Origin of the sequence: Streptomyces sp. NPDC015171 (assembly GCF_043079545.1) — a bacterium.
Classification (GTDB): Bacteria; Actinomycetota; Actinomycetes; order Streptomycetales; family Streptomycetaceae; genus Streptomyces.
In genome coordinates this window covers 612,160-632,533 of sequence record NZ_JBIBUO010000004.1, presented here as the reverse complement: position 1 = coordinate 632,533, position 20,374 = coordinate 612,160, and the positions used below count along the sequence as shown (strand labels likewise).

The window sequence follows — 20,374 nt, the reverse complement described above, 5'->3', positions numbered from 1 at the left end:
CACGTACCGGGCCGGTGCGGCGCCCGGCGTCCCGTGTCCAGCGATCCGTGGCCGAGGCGATGGGGTTCGCCGGAGCGGCGCCCCATATGATCCTGCCCCATGGGAGATGCCCGAATTGCCGTGGAGAAACGAGCTGAGGACGAGGGGGCGCGGCGGGCCACCGGAGCTTCCCGGAGGGCCGCCGCCTGTGCCGTCTGGTACCTGCGGACCGTCGCGTTCATCAACTTCCTCAGCGCGGTGTGGGTCTCGCTCGGCCAGGACGTGCGCCGGCACAATCAGGACGACTTCTTCACGCCGTACCTGCTGACGGCCGGCTTCGCCTCGGGCCTGTTCACCGCCTTCCTGGCGATCACCATGCGGCGCCGGAAGCGGGCGGCGTGGATCCTCAACCTGGTGGTGAGCGGGCTCTTCCTCGCCCTGTTCGCGTTCGCCATGGCGTTCCCGGAGATCCGGCGCTACGCGCAGAACTGGATCTCCCTGGGGCTGACGGCCGCCTTCGTGGCGGCCCTGGTCGTCGGCCGCCGGGAGTTCTACGCCAAGGGCGACCGGTCCAACCCCCGGCTCGCCGCCACGGTCGCCGTCGGCGGCGGGCTCGCCGCCAGCCTGCTGGCCGGGCTGCTGGTGACGGCGACCAACCAGGCGCCGGACGCGGCCCGCTCGACGTTCCTCGAACGCTGGCACTACGGCGCCCTGCGGCTGGTGTCCGTGGCGGCCGATGAGTCCCGCTTCCCGGGGATCGCCCCGCCCAACTGGGCCAATGTGGCGGTCAACGTGGTCAGTACGGCCCTCGTCCTCGCCGTGTTCTACGCCGCCTTCCGCTCCCGCCGGGCCGTCGACCCGCTCACCGAGGACGACGAGAAGCGGCTGCGGGTGCTGCTGGAGCGGCACGGCGAGCGCGACTCGCTCGGCTACTTCGCGCTGCGCCGGGAGAAGAGCGTGGTGTGGTCCCCCACCGGGAAGGCCGCGGTCGCCTACCGCGTCGTCGGCGGGGTGAGCCTCGCGTCCGGGGATCCGCTGGGCGACCCGGAGGCGTGGCCCGGGGCGATCGGGCCCTGGCTGGCGGAGGCCCGCGCGCACGGCTGGATCCCGGCGGTGATGGGCGCGAGCGAGGAGGCCGGGACGGTCTACGCCCGGCACGGCCTCGACGCGCTGGAACTGGGGGACGAGGCGATCGTGGAGGTCGCCGAGTTCACGCTGGAGGGGCGGGCGATGCGCACCGTCCGGCAGGCCCACAACCGGGTGAAGCGGGCCGGGTACGAGGTGCGCATCCGCAGGCACGAGGACATCCCGGCGGCGGAGCTGGCGCGGCTCGTCGAGCGTGCCGACGACTGGCGGGACGGCGCGACCGAGCGCGGCTTCAGCATGGCCCTCGGCAGGCTCGCCGACCCCGAGGACGGCCGGTGCGTGATGCTGGAGTGCACGGACGCCGAGGGGCGGCTGCGGGCACTGCTCTCCTTCGTGCCGTGGGGCCCGCACGGGCTGTCCCTCGACCTCATGCGGCGCGACCGGGACTCCGACAACGGGCTGATGGAGTTCATGGTCATCGAACTGCTGCGACGGGCCGGCGAGATCGGGATCACGCAGGTCTCACTCAACTTCGCGATGTTCAGGTCGGTCTTCGAACGTGGCGCACGCCTCGGTGCCGGACCGGTGCTGAGGCTGTGGCGGTCGCTGCTCAGCTTCTTCTCCCGCTGGTGGCAGATCGAGTCGCTGTACCGCGCCAACGCCAAGTACCGGCCCATCTGGGAGCCGCGGTTCCTGCTCTTCGAGAAGAGCGCGGACCTGCCGCGCATCGGCCTCGCCTCGGCCCGCGCGGAGGGCTTCCTCGAGGCGCCGGGACTGCCGAAGTGGCTGCACCGCAGGCACCTGGACACGCACCGATGAGGACCGTTTGATGAGGACGCTCGCCCGCTGGGCCGGTGCCGAATGGGGGCCGCTGTGCGCCGCCGTGCGCGAGCCGCTGCGCAGGCGGGGCCCGACGGCGGTCCCCATGACGGGCTCGGCGGTGGGCCTGACGGCGTTCCTGCAGTACGTGCAGAACCAGCCGTGGGGCTATCAGCTGGTGCAGAACCTGGGCTCCGTACGGGCCGAGGACCCGCTGTGGCTGGCCCTGCTGCGCACCCCCCTCTCCCTGTTCGTGCCCGCGCTCGACCTGCCGGTGTGGGGCGCGCTGGCGCAGATCCTGCTGGTGTTCGGGATCGCCGAGCTGTGCCTCGGCTGGTGGCGGACGCTGACCATCGCCTACGTCGCCACCCTCGCCGGGACGCTGTACGCGCGCCTCGGCATCACCCTCGGCCAGCACGCCCCCTTCGGACTGCCGTGGACCGACGCGCAGGTGGTGGACACCGGCCCGTCGGCGGCGGTCGTCGGCCTCGCGGTGTTCGTGAGCTGGCGCTACGGCGCCTATGCGACGGCCGGCGCGGTGACGGCGTCGATGGTCGTCGAGGTGCTGGTGAAGGAGAACCTGGCCGGCAAGGAGCACCTGGCCGCGCTGATGGCCGTGGGGCTGCTGTGCCTGCTGGCGGCGTCGCGGCACCGCCACGGGAGCCGGCCGGGCGGCACCCCCCGTCAGCGGTGGTCGGGCAGATGGGCCGGGCGGGGGTCGGGCTTGCCGCCGATCCAGTCCTGAACGGCGCGGCGCGGCCGGGCCCAGCGCCGGTCGTGCCGGTAGGCGCGCAGGGCGGCCCTGGCGCGGGCGCGGGGCCGGCTGCCGTAGAACCGGCGGGCCCACGCGGAGCCGGGGCGGGCGAGCCGCAGCGCGCCGACGAGGCCGACCAGCGGCACGATCACGCCGAACACCGCGATACGGGCCTTGCCCTTGCTCAGGGCGATGAGGGAGAAGACGAAGTTGGCGGCGATGCTGGTGAGGGCCGTACCGCGGTCGGCCAGCTCCTGCTGGGTCAGGTCGTTGACGCCGAACGGGGCGAATCCGGCGAGCAGCAGGCCGACCAGGGCGGCGGTGAGCGCGACCACCTCGACGCTCTTGCGGCCGTCCTCGGTCCAGTAGACGTCGTCCAGGTGCAGGATCAGCGCGAACTCGTCCAGGACGAGGCCCGCGCCCATGCCGAAGAGCACCGCCGAGACGGCGGCGCCGACGCCGTGCCGGTCGCTGGCCACCGCGCCGAAGCCGCCGACGACGGTGAGGACGACACCGGGCACCACGTGGTGGATGTGCAGCCCGCCCGCCTTCACATTGCCGAAGGGCCCCCGGCCGGCCCGGATCAGACGGGTGATGACCCGGGTGACGACGAAGGTCAGCACGAAGGCGGCGAGGGCGAGCAGCAGCGGGAGCTTTCCCGGCTCGACGATGTTCCGCACCCACCAGTGCCCCATGTGCGCACTTTATCCCCGGGTGCCTCAGGGGGCCCGGGGACCGCCGGGTAACCTGCGCCGGTGCGTACGTCCTCCCCGTTCGACGGTCTCCGCTTCGCCTTCGGCACGCTCACCGTGCTGCCCGTCCGGGTGCACCGCTGGGACCGTGGGGCCGCGCGCGGCGGCATGCTGTGGGCCCCGGCGGCCGGTCTGGTCGTCGGCGGCTGCGCGGCCGGGCTCGGCCTCGCGCTGCTCCTCCTCGGCGCCGGCCCGCCGCTCGCCGCCGTCGCCTCGGTCGCCGTACCGGCCGCGCTCACCCGCGGGCTGCACCTGGACGGGCTCGCCGACACGGCCGACGGGCTGGGCAGCGGCAAGCCCGCCGAGGACGCGCTCAGGATCATGAAGCAGTCGGACATCGGGCCGTTCGGGGTGGTCACCCTGGTCCTGGCGCTGCTGGCCCAGGCGGCCGTGCTGGCGCAGCTCTACGGCGATTCCTGGGCGCGCGGTGCCGTGGCGGCCGTGGCCTCGGCGGTCGCGGCCCGGCTCGCGCTCACCCTGGCCGCCCGCGCCGGGGTGCCGGCGGCCCGCCCCGAGGGGCTGGGGGCCGCGGTGGCCGGGGTGGTGCCGGGGGCGGCGGCGCTGGGGGCGGCGGGCGTGGTGGTCGTACTGGCCGGGGCGGCGGGTGCCGCCCTCGGCGGGTACGACGGTGTGCGCACCGCCCTCGCGGTGGCCGCCGCCGCCGGCGCCGCCGAACTGCTGCTGCGGCGCTGTGTCCGCCGGTTCGGCGGGGTGACCGGGGATGTGTTCGGCGCCCTCGCGGAGACCGCGGCGACGGCCGCGCTCGTGGTGCTGTCCCTGGGCCGCTAGGCCCCGCGCGGGCGGCCCGGCGGCCGTCCGCTGCCCGCCGGGGCCGGCGGGCAGCCGCCTTCGGCGGGCACGGTGGCGCGGCGGCCGGTACGGACGGTTCCGCCCGGTGCCGCCGACGCGCCGCGGGGAACCGCGGCCGGGCCCGGCCGCGGTGCGTGCCGTGGCCCGTCGCGGCTCGCCGCCGCCCCCTCCGGGGTGCCGGTCCCCTACGGCAGCTTCAGCGCGAGCGAGGACTGGAGCAGGCCGGGCGCCGCCCAGGCCGAGCGCTCGCCGGCGTAGGCCGTGCCGAACACGGTGCTGCCGAGGACCAGTTGCTGCCGCGTCCCCTCCGGTGCCGTCACCGGGATCTGGGTGCCGGACGGGGCCGTGACCGTCACGGTGCTGCCGATCCGGTACGCGGTGACCTTCCCGGCGTCGAGCGCGGACTGCCACCTGGTCCGGTTCTGCAGCTCGGCGCCGATGGCGCTCTGGCGCAGGTTGACGATCGGGGTGTCGGCGGCGAACAGCCCCTGGTAGTCGGCGAGTACGCGGTCGAGGACCGGGTACAGGTTGCGGTCCTCGGCCAGGTTGGACTGGTGGGCGTAGTGCGGACGCGGGTCGTTGCCCAGCACGTGCCCGAGGTCGGTGCGGGCCTCGGCGGGCACGATGTGGTCCATGAACCCGGTGGCGGTGTCCAGCGGCCGGTCCAGGCAGGTCGAGACGGGGTTGTCCTCGCAGATCCCGCTGCCGCCGTCCGCCCGTGACGTGTAGATCCAGTTGTACTCGTCGGCCATCTCGGCCTTGGTGCCGGTGTTGTAGTACACGTTCATCGGGTAGCGCGGCACGGTGAGGGTGCTGCTGCCCACCGCCCGCTGCGCGGACTCACGGGAGTTGTCCGAGGCGGTCCACTTCACGCCGTTGGCGGCGAGGGCCGGTCCCAGGTTGGGGTTGTCCTGCGGCTGCTGCGGCAGGGTCTTCAGGCCGGAGTGCTCGCCGGTGACCAGCTCGCCGCGGTCGAGGGAGAGCCCGTGCAGCAGGCCCCAGTCGTAGTTGTCCGAGATCTCGCCGGAGATGTCGGGGCGGCTGACCCACTTCACCGAGCCGTCGGCGTTCTTCGTGCAGCTCCAGGGCACGGTCGTGGTGTCCTGGACGCAGCCGAGGAAGAGGTGGGTGTAGGTGTGGTTCACCCAGCGGTACTTGGCCTTGTCCCTGAGGAGCTGGTCGGCCAGCGGGTCCTTGCCGCCGTTCTCGCTCTTCCACTCCTCCCCGGCGCCCGCGTTGTACACCATGTCCAGGGTGAAGCCGTGGCTCTGCTCCCACTGGGCCGCGTACTGCGCGTCGGCCGGCGTCATCCGGATCGGCGTCTCCGTGTCCTCGCCGCCGCCCGCGCAGTCGATGTCGCCGGGCGTGCAGTCGCGTTCGGCGTCCCAGCGGGCGTCCGGGGCGAAGACGTCGTCGACGTGGACGGCGAAGTAGTTGCGGTCCTGCCCGAGGTGCACGCCCTGGGTCAGCCACTCCACCATGCCCCGGGCCAGCACCCGGAACTGCTGCTGGTACTGGTTGTAGGCGAAGGTCACCACCAGCTCGCGGCGGCCGTCGTGGGCGTACTCGCCGAGCAGGCTGCCGCTGCCGGTGCCGCCGGGCACGGGTGTGTCGACATAGCTGGTGAAGCCGGTGCGCGGCTGCGCGACGAAGCCGTAACTCTCGTCGGCCGAGGCCGAGTTGTCCTCGAAGGAGAAGGCGCCGCGGAGATAGCCGAAGGGGCCGGACCGGCCGGCCGCCGTGACGTTCGCCGTACGCCCGTCGAGCGGTCCGGCGTAGCCGTTGGCGTCGGTGTAGTCGAGCCCGACCTCGGGATGGGCCCAGGTGTAGGCGTCGAGCTGCGGGATGCCGTACGTCCTCTCGTACGCCTCCAGTGCCGTCTGCTCGGCCGAGCCCGCGCCGAACGGGGCCTCGTTCGGCAGGACGACGCCCTGGAACTTCGCCCGGGGCCGGCCGCCCACGGTGTCGCTCAGGAAGGCGCTGTCGACGGTGGGCCGGCCCGAGTCGTCCAGGTCGACCTCGGTGTACGGGATGCCCTCGCTCTTCAGCCGGGCGGTGATGGCGCCTACGGGGCCTATGTGGTCGTCGACGACCAGCACCCTGAGGTCGACGCGCGGATCGGTCGCCGCCGAGGCGCCCGGCGCGGCGAGCCCCAGGGTGACCATCCCGGCGGCGGTGACGGCGATGCCGGCCGCTCTCCAGCGGTGTGCGCGGTGAGCCATGACTGGTTCCTCCCCCAGAGGATCAACAGCGGAGATTTCGCGGAGAATCAGTGGAAATCATGCGAACCGACGGGTCGACACCTCACCGGAACCCGATGAGTGTGGCTCAGCTCACGTGCTCCGAGGAGGGAGAAGTGGCCATGACGCCACGCGCAGGTGAACACCCGAAGGAATGAGCGAACGCACCCACGCGCGTAGTCTCGTCCCGGGTGTTCGCCGACAGGGTGAAGGCCCCGGTTGCCGTCTGTCCCCAGGCCTGGACCTAGGGTCGGCTCTCGGGCCCGGTCGACCCACCCCACATCGGCCACAGGAACTTCACATCGGAAGCGAGATCTCACCACCGTGACTGCTCTGACTCTCAGCACCGCCGCGGCGCCCGGCCTCCGGGCCGACGCGATCGTGATCGGTGTCGCCAAGGGCGCCCAGGGGCCCGTCGTCGCACCGGGCGCCGAGGCCGTGGACAAGGCGTACGACGGCAAGCTGGCCGGCGTCCTGGAGACCCTCGGCGCCTCGGGTGCCGAGGGCGAGCTGACGAAGCTGCCCGCGCCGGCCGGCTTCAAGGCCCCGCTCGTGGTGGCGGTGGGCCTCGGCGCACAGCCCGACGACAAGAACGCCGAGGACGGCTACGACGCCGAGGTGCTGCGCAAGGCCGCCGGCGTGGCCGCCCGCGCGCTCGCCGGCTCCAAGAAGGCCGCGTTCGCGCTGCCCGTCGACGGCCCCGGCGCGATCGGCGCCATCGGCGAGGGCGTGCTGCTCGGCGCCTACTCCTTCGACGTCTACAAGGGCGGCGCCCAGGACGCCAAGAACGCGAAGAACGCCAAGGCCAAGAACGGCAAGGCGCCGCTGGGCGAGGCCGCGCTGCTCGGCGGCAAGCCGCGCGACGCCGCCCACAAGGGCGCCCTCGCCCGCGCGACGGCGGTCTCCGAGGAGCTGAACCGCGCCCGCGACCTGATCAACATGCCGCCGAACGACCTCACCCCCGCCATCTTCGCCGGCCTCGCGCAGACCGCGGCCAAGGAGCACGGCATCAAGGTGCAGGTGCTCGACGACAAGGCCCTGACCAAGGGCGGCTACGGCGGCATCCTCGGCGTCGGCGGCGGCTCGGCGGCCACCCCGCGCCTGGTGAAGCTGTCGTACACGCACCCGAAGGCGGACAAGCACCTGGCCTTCGTCGGCAAGGGCATCACGTACGACTCGGGCGGCATCTCGCTCAAGCCCGCCGGTCACAACGAGACGATGAAGTGCGACATGAGCGGTGCCGCCGCCGTCTTCGCCGCGGTCGTCTCCGCCGCCCGCCTCGGCCTGGAGGTGAACGTCACCGGCTGGCTCGCGCTGGCCGAGAACATGCCGTCCGGCTCCGCCGTGCGCCCGGGCGACGTGCTGCGCATGTACAGCGGCAAGACGGTCGAGGTGCTCAACACCGACGCCGAGGGCCGGCTGGTCCTCGCCGACGCGCTGTGGGCGGCCTCGCAGGAGAACCCGGACGCGATCGTGGACGTGGCCACGCTGACCGGCGCGATGATGCTGGCGCTCGGCAGCCGGACCTTCGGCGTCATGGCCAACGACGACGCGTTCCGCTCCGCGGTGCACGAGGCGGCGGAGGAGGTCGGCGAGCCGGCCTGGCCGATGCCGCTGCCCGAGCACCTGCGCAAGGGCATGGAGTCGCCCGTGGCCGACATCGCGAACATGGGCGAGCGGTGGGGCGGCGGGCTGGTCGCCGGCCTCTTCCTGCGCGAGTTCGTGGGCGAGGGGATCACCTGGGCGCACCTGGACATCGCCGGCCCGGCGTTCAACGAGAGCGGCCCGTTCGGTTACACGCCGAAGGGCGGTACCGGTTCGGCCGTCCGCACGCTGGTGCGTCTCGCCGAGCTGACCGCCGAGGGTGACCTGGGCTGACGTTCGCCCGACAGCTCGGTTTCGGCCGCCGTAGGGCGGCCCGCGGGGCGCGGGGGCCGGTCGCACGGCCCCCCGCGCCCCGCCGGGCCGCCTGTACGTGGGGTGTCTCACACTCCATCCCGGCGTCTCGTCCGCCTCGAACAAGTGCAAAGATGGAGCCCGGCAGGACAGGGCCCCCACCGAAGGGCCGAAGCATCAAGCGGCCGGACACCAGCCGCCCGCCGGTCATCGTCGACCGGCCTACGGCGCACATGCATGGAGGACGTGACGTGGCGAACGACGCCAGCACCGTTTTCGACCTAGTGATCCTCGGCGGTGGTAGCGGTGGTTACGCCGCGGCCCTGCGCGGGGCGCAGCTGGGCCTGGACGTCGCCCTGATCGAGAAGGACAAGGTCGGCGGCACCTGCCTGCACAAGGGGTGCATCCCCACCAAGGCCCTGCTGCACGCGGGCGAGATCGCCGACCAGGCCCGCGAGAGCGAGCAGTTCGGCGTCAAGGCCACGTTCGAGGGCATCGACGTCCCGGCCGTCCAGAAGTACAAGGACGACGTGATCTCGGGCCTGTACAAGGGCCTGCAGGGCCTCATCGCCTCCCGGAAGGTGACGTACATCGAGGGTGAGGGCCGGCTCTCCTCCCCCACCTCGGTGGACGTGAACGGCCAGCGCGTCCAGGGCCGCCATGTGCTGCTGGCGACCGGCTCCGTGCCGAAGTCGCTGCCGGGCCTGGAGATCGACGGCAACCGCATCATCTCCTCCGACCACGCCCTCGTCCTGGACCGCGTGCCGAAGTCCGCGATCATCCTGGGCGGCGGCGTCATCGGTGTCGAGTTCGCCTCGGCGTGGAAGTCCTTCGGCTCCGACGTCACCGTCATCGAGGGCCTGAAGCACCTCGTCCCGGTCGAGGACGAGAACTCTTCGAAGCTTCTTGAGCGCGCGTTCCGCAAGCGCGGCATCAAGTTCAACCTGGGCACCTTCTTCCAGAAGGCCGAGTACACCCAGGACGGTGTGAAGGTCACCCTGGCGGACGGCAAGGAGTTCGAGGCCGAGGTCCTTCTCGTCGCCGTCGGCCGCGGCCCGGTCTCCCAGGGCCTGGGCTACGAGGAGGCCGGGGTCGCCATGGACCGCGGTTACGTCCTCGTCGACGAGTACATGCGGACCAACGTCCCGACCATCTCCGCCGTCGGTGACCTGGTCCCGACGCTCCAGCTCGCGCACGTCGGCTTCGCCGAGGGCATCCTGGTGGCGGAGCGTCTGGCCGGCCTGAAGGTCGTTCCGGTCGACTACGACGGCGTCCCGCGGGTGACGTACTGCCACCCGGAGGTCGCCTCCGTCGGTATCACCGAGGCCAAGGCCAAGGAGATCTACGGCGCGGACAAGGTCGTCGCTCTGAAGTACAACCTGGCGGGCAACGGAAAGAGCAAGATCCTCAAGACCGCGGGCGAGATCAAGCTCGTCCAGGTCAAGGACGGTGCCGTGGTCGGCGTCCACATGGTCGGCGACCGCATGGGCGAGCAGGTCGGCGAGGCCCAGCTGATCTACAACTGGGAGGCGCTGCCGGCCGAGGTCGCCCAGCTCATCCACGCCCACCCGACGCAGAACGAGGCGCTCGGCGAGGCCCACCTTGCCCTGGCCGGCAAGCCGCTGCACTCCCACGACTGAGCCTTCGGTCAACGGGCGCGACGACACAGACTTTCCGCAATTCGTTAGGAGCAACCGAAACCATGGCGGTTTCCGTAACCCTTCCGGCGCTCGGTGAGAGCGTCACCGAGGGCACTGTCACCCGCTGGCTGAAGGCCGAGGGCGAGCGCGTCGAGGCCGACGAGCCGCTGCTCGAGGTCTCGACCGACAAGGTCGACACCGAGATCCCCTCGCCCGTTTCCGGCGTGCTGGCCTCCATCAAGGTCGCCGAGGACGAGACCGTCGAGGTCGGCGCCGAGCTGGCCCTGATCGACGACGGCACGGGTGCCCCCGCTGCCGCCCCGGCCCCCGCCGCCGAAGAGGCTCCGGCTCCGGCCGCCGAGCCCGCCCCGGCGCCGGCCGCCGAGGCCCCCGCCGCCGAGGCCCCCGCTCCGGCCGCCGAGGCCCCCGCCGGCGAGGCTCCGGCCGGTGCCGCCGAGGGCACGGACGTGGTCCTGCCCGCGCTCGGTGAGTCCGTCACCGAGGGCACCGTCACCCGCTGGCTGAAGTCGGTCGGCGACTCCGTCGAGGCCGACGAGCCGCTGCTCGAGGTCTCCACGGACAAGGTCGACACCGAGATCCCCTCGCCCGTCTCGGGCGTGCTGCTGGAGATCGTGGTCGGCGAGGACGAGACCGCCGAGGTCGGCGCCAAGCTCGCCGTCGTCGGTGCCGCGGGTGCCGCCCCGGCCGCCGCCCCGGCGCCCGCCGCCGCCCCGGCCGCTCCGGCTCCGGCTCCGGCTCCGGCCCCGGAGCCCGCTCCGGCCGCCCAGGCCCCGGCCCCGGAGCCCGCTCCGGCCGCGCCCGCCGCTGCCGCTCCGGCCCCGGCCCCGGCCCAGCCCACGGCTCCGGCTCCGGCGCCCGCTCCGGCTCCGGCTCCGGTCACCCCGGCCACCGCGCCGACCTCCCCGACCGCCACCCAGGCGACCGACGAGGGCGCCTACGTCACCCCGCTGGTGCGCAAGCTCGCCGCCGAGAACGGCGTCGACCTGTCCGCCGTCAAGGGCACCGGCGTCGGCGGCCGCATCCGCAAGCAGGACGTCGTCGCCGCCGCCGAGGCCGCGAAGACCGCCGCCGCGGCTCCGGCCCCGGCCGCCGCCCCCGCTGCCGCCGCCGCGAAGAAGGCCCCCGCGCTGGAGGCCTCCCCGCTGCGCGGCCAGACCGTCAAGATGCCCCGCATCCGCAAGGTCATCGGCGACAACATGGTCAAGGCGCTGCACGAGCAGGCCCAGCTGTCGTCGGTCGTCGAGGTCGACGTCACCCGCCTGATGAAGCTGCGCGCCAAGGCGAAGGACTCCTTCGCGGCCCGCGAGGGCGTCAAGCTCTCCCCGATGCCGTTCTTCGTCAAGGCCGCCGCGCAGGCGCTGAAGGCCCACCCGGTCATCAACGCCAAGATCAACGAGGCCGAGGGGACCATCAGCTACTTCGACACCGAGAACGTCGGTATCGCGGTGGACTCCGAGAAGGGCCTGATGACCCCGGTCATCAAGCACGCCGGCGACCTCAACATCGCGGGCATCGCCAAGGCCACGGCGGAACTGGCGGGCAAGGTCCGCGCCAACAAGATCACCCCGGACGAGCTGTCCGGCGCGACCTTCACGATCTCCAACACCGGTTCGCGCGGCGCGCTGTTCGACACGATCATCGTGCCGCCGGGCCAGGTCGCGATCCTCGGCATCGGTGCCACGGTCAAGCGTCCGGCCGTCATCGAGACCGAGGAGGGCACGGTCATCGGCGTCCGCGACATGACCTACCTGACCCTCTCCTACGACCACCGTCTGGTGGACGGCGCCGACGCGGCCCGTTACCTGACGGCCGTCAAGGCGATCCTGGAGGCGGGCGAGTTCGAGGTCGAGCTCGGCCTCTGACGTCCCTGATCGGGCAGTACGGCACCCCGTCCGGAGTTTTCCGGGCGGGGTGTTCGTGTTTGTCGGCACACTGGGCGTGTAAGGCTCGTCTCACCTGCGCAAAAGCACCCCCATGCGCCCTGCCGCCACCGCTGGCCGGCCGTATTGTCTAAACGTCAAGCCCCCAGGGGCCGCAGTCCGGCCCCTCCCTAAGGAGCCCTCATGACCGCGCCCGTCGTCCACTCGCTGCGCGAGCAGATCCGCGAGCACATCGTGGAGGGGATCGTCAGCGGGCGCTGGCAGCCGGGCGAGCGCATCGTCGAGCGCCGGATCGCCACCGAGCTGGAGGTCAGCCAGACCCCGGTGCGGGAGGCCCTGCGCGAGCTGGAGTCGCTGCGGCTGATCGAGTCGGCCCCGAACAAGGGCGTGCGCGTCCGCAATCTGACCGCGGCCGACCTGGAGGAGAGCTACCCCGTGCGGGCCGGCCTCGAGGCCATCGCGGCCGAGCTGGCGGCGGAGCGCCTCGCGGAGGACTGCTCGGCGCTGGAACCGCACGTCATGGCGCTGTACGAGGCCGACCGGAACACGGACGGCACCGCCCAGGTGCGGCACACGGTCGGCTTCCACCGCGAGCTGGTCCGCGCGGCCCGCAACTCGGTGCTGCTGCACACCTGGGAAGGGCTCGGCATCGAGGTCTTCACAGCGCTGTCGATCCGCTGGCTCGGCACGGTCCAGCAGTCGTACGCGGAGGAGCACGAGGAGCTGGTGCAGGCGTTCAAGCGCCGTGACCCGCGGATCGCGGAACTGGTGAAGGCGCACGTCCTGGGCTGCGCCCCGCGCCCCTGACGCACCCGAGCATCCCGGCGCTCACCTGCGGAAACACGGTCAAAAGCCGTCACCCGGTGCCATGATCGAAGGCACCCCGTGCCGACTTTCTCCAGATCAAGAGGTTTTCGCCCTCAACCCTTTGATCGATCATCGATCAGGGAGTTACAGTCACCGACGGACTTCCACCGAAGTCCGCTGCCCTGTCCTGCCAAAGACCAAGGGCACCCCCGAACCCTTACCGATGAGGGAACCCCCTTCGACTGAGGAAGGCGGCGACATGACCGACCCCCACGCCATCCAGCCGAGCGCGCTCGACCAGCTCCCGGACCGCGACCCGGAGGAGACCGCCGAATGGCAGGCCTCCCTGGACGCCGTGGCCAGGGAGGCCGGGCCGCACCGCGCCGCGTACCTGATGCGGCGCACGCTGGAGCGCGCCGAGGCGGGCGGCATCGCGCTGCCGAAGCTCCTCGAGACCGACTACGTCAACACCATCCCCACCTCCGCGGAGCCGGGCATCCCCGGTGACCCGGAGATGGAGGCCCGGATCACGGCGTGGAACCGCTGGAACGCGGCGGCGATGGTGACCCGCGGCTCGAAGTACGGCGTCGGCGGCCACATCGCCACCTTCGCCTCCGCCGCCTGGCTGTACGAGACGGGCTTCAACCACTTCTTCAAGGGCAAGGAGTCCCAGGAGGCCGCCGGCTCCGGCGACCAGCTGTACATCCAGGGCCACGCCTCCCCGGGCATCTACGCCCGCGCCTTCCTCGACGGCCGCCTGAACGAGGCGCACCTCGACAACTTCCGCCAGGAGGCCGGCGGCAACGGCCTGCCGTCGTACCCGCACCCGCGCCGGCTGCCCTGGCTGTGGGAGTTCCCGACGGTCTCCATGGGTCTCGGCCCGCTCTCCGCGATCTACCAGGCGCGCTTCAACCGCTACCTGACCAACCGCGGCATCAAGGACGTCTCGGCGTCCCACGTCTGGGCCTTCCTCGGCGACGGCGAGATGGACGAGCCGGAGTCGACGGCGGCCCTCGCACTGGCCGCCCGTGAGGAGCTGGACAACCTCACCTTCGTCATCAACTGCAACCTGCAGCGCCTGGACGGCCCGGTCCGCGCCAACTTCAAGATCGTGCAGGAGCTGGAGGCCCAGTTCCGCGGCGCCGGCTGGAACGTCGTGAAGACGCTGTGGGGCTCCGCCTGGGACGAGCTGTTCGCGCTCGACACCACGGGCGCGCTGGTACGCCGGCTGCGCCAGGTACCGGACGCGCAGATCCAGACGTACCAGACCCGCGACGCCGCCTACATCCGCCAGGACTTCTTCGGCGCCGACCCGGCGCTCGCCGAGATGGCGAAGCTGCTGAGCGACGACAAGATCCTGGAGTGCTTCCACCTCTCGCGCGGCGGCCACGAGGCCCGCAAGGTCTACGCCGCGTACAAGGCCGCCGTCGAGCACAAGGGTGCGCCGACGGTGATCCTGGCCCAGACGGTCAAGGGCCACACCCTGGGCGAGGGCTTCGCGTCGAAGAACGCCAACCACCAGATGAAGAAGCTGACGGTGGACGAGTTCAAGACGATGCGGGACCTGCTCGGCCTGCCCATCAAGGACAGCGACTTCGCCGACGGCCAGGTGCCCTACGGCCACCCGGGTGCCGACTCCCCCGAGGTCCGCTACCTCCAGGAGCGCCGTGCGGCCCTCGGCGGCCCGGCCCCGGCCCGCCGCACGCACGCCCTGGCCCCGCTGCCGGCCCCGGCCGAGAAGGCGTTCGCCTCCTTCGACAAGGGCTCCGGCTCCCAGAACGTCGCCACCACCATGGCCTTCGTCCGTCTGGTCAAGGACCTGGTCCGCGACAAGGAGACGGGCAAGCGCTGGGTGCCGATCGTCCCGGACGAGGCGCGCACCTTCGGCATGGAGAGCCTCTTCCCGTCGCTGGGCATCTACTCGCCCAAGGGCCAGACGTACGAGCCGGTCGACCGCGACCAGCTGATGTACTACAAGGAGGCCAAGAACGGCCAGATCCTCAACGAGGGGATCACCGAGGCCGGATCGATGGCCGACTTCATCGCCGCGTCCACCGCGTACGCGACGCACGGCGAGGCGATGATCCCGTTCTACATCTTCTACTCGATGTTCGGCTGGCAGCGCACGGCCGACCAGATGTGGCAGCTCGGCGACCAGCTCGGCCGCGGCTTCCTGGTCGGCGCGACGGCGGGCCGTACGACGCTGACGGGCGAGGGCCTCCAGCACGCCGACGGGCACTCCCCGGTCATCGCCGCGACCAACCCGGCCGCGCTGACCTACGACCCGGCGTTCGCGTACGAGGTCGCGGTCATCGTCCGCGAGGGTCTGCGCCGGATGTACGGCGAGGCCCACGAGGGCGAGGACCAGAACGTCTTCTACTACCTGACGGTCTACAACGAGCCGCTGCCGCAGCCGGCCAAGCCGGCCGGCCTCGGCATCGACGAGGGCATCGTCAAGGGCCTGTACCGCTTCAACACGGCCGAGTCGGCGGACGTGTCCGTCCCGGCCAACGCCCCGCGCATCCAGCTGCTCGGCTCCGGTACGGCGATCCACTGGGCGCTGCAGGCGCAGCGGGTGCTCGCCGACGAGTGGGGCGTGGCCGCCGACGTGTGGTCCGCGACCTCCTGGTCGGAGCTGCGCCGGGACGCGATGGAGGCCGACGCGGCGCTGCTGCGCGGCGAGGAGCGGGTGCCGTACGTCCGCCAGGCGCTGCAGGGCGCCGAGGGCCCGGTGCTGGCCGTGTCCGACTACATGCGCCAGGTCCCGGACCAGATCGCGCAGTGGGTCGAGCAGGACTGGTCCTCGCTGGGCGCCGACGGCTTCGGCCTGTCGGACACCCGTGAGGCCGCCCGCCGCCACTTCGGCGTCGACGCCCAGTCGATCGTCGTCGCGGCCCTGGCCCAGCTCGCCCGGCGCGGCGAGGTGAAGGCCACGGCGGTCAAGGAGGCCCGGGAGAAGTACGGGCTGTAGGCCGGCCCAGGCCCGGTGCGGCCCGGTGAAGGGGTACGGCGTCAGCCGTGCCCCTTCATTTCGTTGTCGGTGCCCCCCTGCATCATGAGGGGATGCGTGCCGCACGTCTGATCAAGATGGTCCTCCTCCTGCAGTCCCGGCCCTCGATGACCGCGGCCGAGCTGGCCCGGGAGCTGGAGGTGTCGGAGCGGACGGTGACCCGGGACGCGCAGGCGCTGTCGGAGGCGGGCGTGCCGGTCTACGCCGACCGGGGACGGATCGGCGGGTACCGGCTGGTCGGCGGGTACCGGACGCGTCTCACCGGGCTGGCGAGGAACGAGGCCGAGGCACTGTTCCTGAGCGGGGTGCCGGGGGCGCTGCGCGAGATGGGTCTCCAGGACGCCGCGTCGGCGGCCCGGCTGAAGGTGTCGGCGGCGCTGCTGCCCTCGCTGCGGGACGCCCCGGACAGCGCGGCGGGGCGGTTCCATCTGGACGCGCCCGCGTGGTTCCGGGAGCCGGAGACACCGGCGCCGCTGCCCGCGCTCGCCGGGGCGGTCTGGGCGGACCGGCGGATCGGCGCCGTCTACCGGCGCGGGGAGAGCACGGTCGAGCGGGAGCTGGAGCCGTACGGGCTCGTGCTGAAGGCGGGGGTCTGGTACCTGTGCGCCCGGGCGGCCGGGGCGAGCGCCTTCCGGACGTACCGGGTCGACCGGTTCACCGCCGTCGATGTCCTGGACGAGCGGTTCGCGCGTGACCCGGAGTTCGATCTGCCCGGGTTCTGGGCGGCGCACGCGGAGCGGTTCGCCCGGTCGATCCTGCGCGCCGAGGTGGTCGTGCGGCTCTCCCCCGACGGGGTGCGCCGGCTGCCGCACGCCGTGGATCCGGCAGGGGCGCGGGAGGCGCTGGCCGGCTCGGGCGTGCCGGATGCCGAGGGCTGGGTGACGGTGACGCTGCCCGTGGAGTCGGAGGAGGTCGCGCACACCCAGCTGACCGCGCTCGGCCCGGAGGCGGAGGTGCTGGCGCCGGCGGGCCTGCGCGCGCGGTTCGCGGCGGACGCGGCCCGGGCCGCCGCCCGGTACGGCCGTGCGGACGGCGGATGACGATCCGCCCACTCCGCGTGCGGCCCACCGGCCGAGGCCCGATGCTGGTGCCGTGATGGACGAGACGGAGTTCTGGGAGCTGATCGACGCCAGCCGCGCGGCCGCAGAGGGTGACCCCGAGGAGCAGGCCGACGCGCTCGTGGACCGGCTGCTCCAGCTGGACCCCGAGCTGGTCCTGGACTTCGCCCGGCACTTCGAGGCCCGGTACAACCGCGCCTACCGCTGGGATCTGTGGGGCGCCGCCTGGCTGCTGCTCGACGGGTGCAGCGACGACGCGTTCGACTTCTTCCGGTGCTGGCTGATCGGCCAGGGCCGGGAGGTCTTCGAGGGCGCCCTGCTGGATCCGGACGGGCTCGCCGAGCTGCTGGGCGAGTTCGACGAGGAGATCGACGGCGACGGCGAGGAGCTGGGGTACGCGGCGGACGAGGCGTACGAGCAGCTGACCGGCACCGTCGCGCCCGACCTCGGCATCGCCCCGCCGCCCGCCGAGCCGGCGGGCAGTCCGCTGGACCTGGAGAACGACCGGGTGCTCGCCGAGCGGTTCCCTCGGCTGTGGGACCGGTTCAAGGGGTGACGTGGGGGCCGGCGTGCTGTGCCGCCGTGCGCCCGCGGGCGCCGTCGGCCGGACCGCTGTGCGCCGGGCCCGCGCCGACGGCGTGGTGCGGCGGGGCGGCGGCCGCGCCGAGGGCGGGCGCGGTGACCGCCGCCGGGCCGAGGACGACGGCCGCCGCGGCGCGCGGCGCGGCATGGGCGCGGCGGGGCCCGGCGCGCTCCGGCGCGGGCCCGGTACGGCCGCCGTGACGGCTCCGGGCACGCCTGCCGGTCCTGGTCCCCGCCGCCGCTCGGCCGAGGTCGTCCATGCCGGCGGGGAGCGGGCGGCGGGGCGGCTACGGCCTCGCTGTGCGGGTGCGGCCCTGCAGCAGGGCGGCCTGTTGCCGGATGGCCGGGAGGCGGGCGGCGAGGGACGCGCCGGGGCAGTTGGTGCGGTAGCCGTCCTGGTGGCCGGCGAGGGCGGGCAGGGTGGCCGCGGCGCCCGCCCGGTAGCGGCTGAGGCCGCTGCTGGAGACCAGCCGGGTGCGGCTGCGCGGGTCGACGTCGGCCAGGCCGAGCTTCCAGGCGGCCAGCGCGGCGATCGAGTCGGTCATGGCCCGGGGCACGGGGACGCCGTCGGTGAAGGTGCCGAGGGCGGCGATGCCGGCGGTGCGGTGGTTGAAGCCCTGGGTGTGGGCGCCGACGACGGCTCGTTCCACGCCGCCGGCGCGGCCCTCGTAGATGGTGCCGCAGCGGTCGACGAGGAAGTTGTAGCCGATGTCGTCCCACTGGCGCGCGCCGGTCTGGCCCTCGTACAGATGGCGGATGATCTCGGGTGCGTCGGCGCACTTGTAGCCGTTGGGCGAGTCGGTGTGGTGCACGAAGACGGCGACCACCTTGTCGTCGTAGCGCGGGGGCGGCTGGGTGCGCCCGGTGGTGCGGTCGAGCCAGGCGGAGCGCGGCACGATGCGCGGCCGGGCGACCTGGTGGGCGGCGGGCGCCCGGGCCGCCACGGCGGCGGGGCGCGAGGGGCGGGAGGCGGCCTGCTCGACGCCGTGGACGCACAGGCCGAGACCGACGACGGCCAGCAGCCCGGGCAGGCAGCCGAGCACCAGCACGACGCCGGGTGTCCAGGCGGCACGGAACGTCCCCGCGATCCGCCGTCTCCAGGCGCTCGGGGCTCTTCGGACGACACGCATGATCCCACTGTCGGGGTGCTCTGCCGTGCCCGCGATGTGCGCTGTGCCACCTGGTGGAACCATCATCCCGGTCCGGGTCGTTTCTGGGGGTACACACGTACGTGGTCGGTTCCGCCGCCCGGCGGCCGTCCGGCGCGCGTTGCTGATCAGCGGACCGGTCCCGTCCGTACTGAGGGGTCCGAGAGAAAGGCGGCTCCGTGGACCTGCTCGACCTGGTGCTTGTGCTGGTGATCGTCGTCTACGCGGCGTCCGGATACCGGCGCGGCCTGGTGGCCGGCTGTGTCTCGCTCGCGGGGTTCGTGGGCGGCGCGGTCATCGGCGTGTGGGTACTGCCGTGGGTGACCGGCCAGGCGGACCGGGGCTCGGCGGCGGCGACGGTGCTCGCGGTGCTGACGGTGCTGGTGCCCGCGGTGGTGGGGCACGAGCTGGCGGGCCGGCTGGCGCTGCGGCTGCGCGGGGAGCTGGACCGGGGGCCGCTGCGGGTGGCGGACGGGATAGGGGGCGCGGCGGCCAACGCGGTCGCGGTGCTGGTCGTGGCCTGGGTGGCGGCGAGCGTGCTGAGCGCGGCCCCGTCCCAGTCGCTGACCACGGCGATCCGGAACTCGACGCTGCTGGGCGCGGTGCAGGACGCGATGCCGCGGACCACGCCCGCCTGGTTCTCGCGGGCCACGTCGGCGCTGACCGAGGCGGGTTTCCCGCAGGTGTTCAACCCGTTCGAGAACGAGTCGACGGCCCGGGTGGCCCGGCCGACCGGGGACAGCGTCACACCGGCCGCGACGAACGCCGCCCGGCTGAGCACGGTGAAGATCGAGGGCGCTGCGGGCACGGAGGGCCGCGAGGGCAGCGGGTTCGTGTACGCGCCGGGGCACGTGATGACCAACGCGCACGTGGTGGCCGGCATCGACGACCCGAGCGTGCGGGTCGGCGGGGTCGGCCGGTCGTACGACGCCCGGGTGGTGCTGTTCGACCCGGACCGGGACGTGGCGGTGCTGTACGTGCCGCGGCTGCGCGCCCCGGTGCTGCGGTTCGACACCGGTGCGGAGCGCGGGGACTCGGCGGTGGTGGCCGGCTATCCGCAGGACGGCGCCCTGAACCTGCAGGCGGCGACGGTCGGGAACCGGGTGCGGGCGGCCGGCCAGAACATCTACAACGACGGCACGGTCACCCGGGAGATCTACTCGATCCGCTCCACGGTCCGGCCGGGCAACTCCGGCGGACCGCTGCTGACCACGGACGGCCGGGTGTTCGGGGTGGTCTTCGCCCGCTCCACCTCGGACGCCGAGACGGGGTACGTGCTGACGGCGGCCGAGGTGGCGGGCGACGCCCGGCGCGCGGCCGCTGCGACGGCGGCGGTGGACACGGGCGAGCTGGTCAGCTCGTAGGGCTCACAGGGCGCGGCCCATGCACACGTCGTCGACGTACGCGCCGTCGATGTGGAACTCCCCCGGCAGCACGCCCTCGACGGCGAACCCCTCGGACGCGTAGAGCGCCCGGGCCGGGGCGTTGTGCCCGAGCACGCGCAGGGTGAGGCGCCGCGCGCCGCGGTCGCGCGCCCGGTCGACGGCGGCCCGCACCAGCGCCCGCCCCACGCCCCGCCCGCGGGCCTCCTCGGCGACGGCGAAGCCCTGGATGGACAGCACGTGCGCGTTCGAGGCGAGCGGGGTCGGGTGGACGAGCCGGATGTAGCCGAGGACGGTGGCGCCGGATTCGGCGACCAGGTACTGGTCCGGGCCGTGGCGCTCGTCGAAGAACGGCGGATAGGGCGGCTCGGGCGGGGGCATCACCGCGTGCAGGGTGGACCAGGTGGCGCGGTCGAGGAGGGCGAGTTCCCCGTCGTCCTCGGGGCGGGCGGGGCGTATGGACAGATCCGGCATGGCGATCACCCTACGACGCCCGGTCCGGGCGTCCCA

The 20,374-nt window shown here is 73.3% G+C and carries 16 protein-coding genes; 11 read left to right on the top strand and 5 right to left on the bottom strand.

The genetic code is table 11. The annotated features are described in order from the left end of the window. Nucleotides 1-99 precede the first annotated feature (99 nt). Together ACF073_RS15060 and ACF073_RS15055 are read left to right on the top strand one after the other, a co-directional pair. Entirely contained in the window at nt 100-1,884 is a 1,785-nt protein-coding gene (locus tag ACF073_RS15060; protein ID WP_392069936.1) for a phosphatidylglycerol lysyltransferase domain-containing protein, read from the top strand. 10 nt (nt 1,885-1,894) lie between these two features. Further along, the gene (locus tag ACF073_RS15055; RefSeq protein WP_392069934.1) at nt 1,895-2,629 is read left to right on the top strand and encodes a hypothetical protein; all 735 of its coding nucleotides are present in this window, start codon (nt 1,895-1,897) and stop codon (nt 2,627-2,629) included. Here the strand turns inward: ACF073_RS15055 and ACF073_RS15050 are convergent. Continuing rightward, the gene (locus ACF073_RS15050) at nt 2,569-3,333 is read right to left on the bottom strand and encodes a hypothetical protein (protein WP_392069932.1); all 765 of its coding nucleotides are present in this window, start codon (nt 3,331-3,333) and stop codon (nt 2,569-2,571) included. The genes ACF073_RS15055 and ACF073_RS15050 overlap by 61 nt on opposite strands. A gap of 60 nt (nt 3,334-3,393) precedes the next feature. On the opposite strand from ACF073_RS15050, the gene ACF073_RS15045 reads away from it, so the two are divergent. Continuing rightward, nucleotides 3,394-4,179, top strand: coding sequence for an adenosylcobinamide-GDP ribazoletransferase (locus ACF073_RS15045; RefSeq protein WP_392069930.1), 786 nt, complete (start codon nt 3,394-3,396; stop codon nt 4,177-4,179). Between the two features lie 206 nt (nt 4,180-4,385). Here ACF073_RS15045 and ACF073_RS15040 read toward each other — a convergent pair whose 3' ends face one another. Beyond that, a complete protein-coding gene (locus tag ACF073_RS15040; protein WP_392069928.1) occupies nt 4,386-6,422 on the bottom strand; it encodes a hypothetical protein in 2,037 nt (678 codons plus the stop codon). 342 nt (nt 6,423-6,764) lie between these two features. Here ACF073_RS15040 and ACF073_RS15035 point away from each other — a divergent pair, with 342 nt between their 5' ends. From ACF073_RS15035 to ACF073_RS15005, 7 genes are all read left to right on the top strand, one after another. Further along, on the top strand, nt 6,765-8,318 hold the full coding sequence (locus ACF073_RS15035) for a leucyl aminopeptidase (RefSeq protein WP_392069926.1): 1,554 nt from the start codon (nt 6,765-6,767) through the stop codon (nt 8,316-8,318). A gap of 269 nt (nt 8,319-8,587) precedes the next feature. After that, nucleotides 8,588-9,976 (top strand): dihydrolipoyl dehydrogenase, encoded by a 1,389-nt coding sequence (gene lpdA / locus ACF073_RS15030; RefSeq protein ID WP_392069924.1) that lies wholly within the window; start codon nt 8,588-8,590, stop codon nt 9,974-9,976. 62 nt (nt 9,977-10,038) lie between these two features. Next, nucleotides 10,039-11,859: a 2-oxoglutarate dehydrogenase, E2 component, dihydrolipoamide succinyltransferase gene (gene sucB, locus ACF073_RS15025; RefSeq protein ID WP_392069922.1), complete on the top strand. Its 1,821-nt coding sequence runs from the start codon at nt 10,039-10,041 to the stop codon at nt 11,857-11,859. 201 nt (nt 11,860-12,060) lie between these two features. Beyond that, a complete protein-coding gene (locus ACF073_RS15020) occupies nt 12,061-12,684 on the top strand; it encodes a GntR family transcriptional regulator (protein ID WP_392069920.1) in 624 nt (207 codons plus the stop codon). Between the two features lie 259 nt (nt 12,685-12,943). Next, entirely contained in the window at nt 12,944-15,655 is a 2,712-nt protein-coding gene (gene aceE / locus ACF073_RS15015) for a pyruvate dehydrogenase (acetyl-transferring), homodimeric type (protein WP_392069919.1), read from the top strand. Nucleotides 15,656-15,747: 92 nt separating this feature from the next. Continuing rightward, nucleotides 15,748-16,734, top strand: coding sequence for a helix-turn-helix transcriptional regulator (locus tag ACF073_RS15010; RefSeq protein WP_392069917.1), 987 nt, complete (start codon nt 15,748-15,750; stop codon nt 16,732-16,734). 55 nt (nt 16,735-16,789) lie between these two features. After that, a complete protein-coding gene (locus tag ACF073_RS15005) occupies nt 16,790-17,308 on the top strand; it encodes a DUF4240 domain-containing protein (protein ID WP_392070010.1) in 519 nt (172 codons plus the stop codon). Here ACF073_RS15005 and ACF073_RS15000 read toward each other — a convergent pair. Together ACF073_RS15000 and ACF073_RS14995 are read right to left on the bottom strand one after the other, a co-directional pair. Beyond that, nucleotides 17,298-17,594 (bottom strand): hypothetical protein, encoded by a 297-nt coding sequence (locus tag ACF073_RS15000; RefSeq protein WP_392069915.1) that lies wholly within the window; start codon nt 17,592-17,594, stop codon nt 17,298-17,300. The genes ACF073_RS15005 and ACF073_RS15000 overlap by 11 nt on opposite strands. A 27-nt stretch (nt 17,595-17,621) precedes the next feature. Beyond that, nucleotides 17,622-18,464: a peptidoglycan recognition protein gene (locus tag ACF073_RS14995; protein WP_392069914.1), complete on the bottom strand. Its 843-nt coding sequence runs from the start codon at nt 18,462-18,464 to the stop codon at nt 17,622-17,624. A gap of 197 nt (nt 18,465-18,661) precedes the next feature. On the opposite strand from ACF073_RS14995, the gene ACF073_RS14990 reads away from it, so the two are divergent. After that, nucleotides 18,662-19,846, top strand: a complete 1,185-nt coding sequence (locus tag ACF073_RS14990) for a MarP family serine protease (RefSeq protein ID WP_392069913.1) — start codon at nt 18,662-18,664, stop codon at nt 19,844-19,846. A 3-nt stretch (nt 19,847-19,849) separates the two neighbouring features. Here ACF073_RS14990 and ACF073_RS14985 read toward each other — a convergent pair whose 3' ends face one another. After that, on the bottom strand, nt 19,850-20,338 hold the full coding sequence (locus tag ACF073_RS14985; protein ID WP_392069912.1) for a GNAT family N-acetyltransferase: 489 nt from the start codon (nt 20,336-20,338) through the stop codon (nt 19,850-19,852). Between the last annotated feature and the right edge of the window lie 36 nt (nt 20,339-20,374).

Bases quoted from the DNA above. Each gene is read 5' to 3' on its own strand.
- ACF073_RS15020 (WP_392069920.1), top strand. From the start codon at position 12,061: ATGACCGCGCCCGTCGTCCACTCGCTGCGCGAGCAGATCCGCGAGCAC.
- ACF073_RS15010 (WP_392069917.1), top strand. From the start codon at position 15,748: ATGCGTGCCGCACGTCTGATCAAGATGGTCCTCCTCCTGCAGTCCCGG.
- ACF073_RS15005 (WP_392070010.1), top strand. From the start codon at position 16,790: ATGGACGAGACGGAGTTCTGGGAGCTGATCGACGCCAGCCGCGCGGCC.
- ACF073_RS14985 (WP_392069912.1), bottom strand. From the start codon at position 20,338: ATGCCGGATCTGTCCATACGCCCCGCCCGCCCCGAGGACGACGGGGAA.
- ACF073_RS15050 (WP_392069932.1), bottom strand. From the start codon at position 3,333: ATGGGGCACTGGTGGGTGCGGAACATCGTCGAGCCGGGAAAGCTCCCG.
- ACF073_RS14995 (WP_392069914.1), bottom strand. From the start codon at position 18,464: ATGCGTGTCGTCCGAAGAGCCCCGAGCGCCTGGAGACGGCGGATCGCG.
- ACF073_RS15000 (WP_392069915.1), bottom strand. From the start codon at position 17,594: ATGGACGACCTCGGCCGAGCGGCGGCGGGGACCAGGACCGGCAGGCGT.
- ACF073_RS15040 (WP_392069928.1), bottom strand. From the start codon at position 6,422: ATGGCTCACCGCGCACACCGCTGGAGAGCGGCCGGCATCGCCGTCACC.
- sucB (WP_392069922.1), top strand. From the start codon at position 10,039: ATGGCGGTTTCCGTAACCCTTCCGGCGCTCGGTGAGAGCGTCACCGAG.
- aceE (WP_392069919.1), top strand. From the start codon at position 12,944: ATGACCGACCCCCACGCCATCCAGCCGAGCGCGCTCGACCAGCTCCCG.
- ACF073_RS15060 (WP_392069936.1), top strand. From the start codon at position 100: ATGGGAGATGCCCGAATTGCCGTGGAGAAACGAGCTGAGGACGAGGGG.
- ACF073_RS15055 (WP_392069934.1), top strand. From the start codon at position 1,895: ATGAGGACGCTCGCCCGCTGGGCCGGTGCCGAATGGGGGCCGCTGTGC.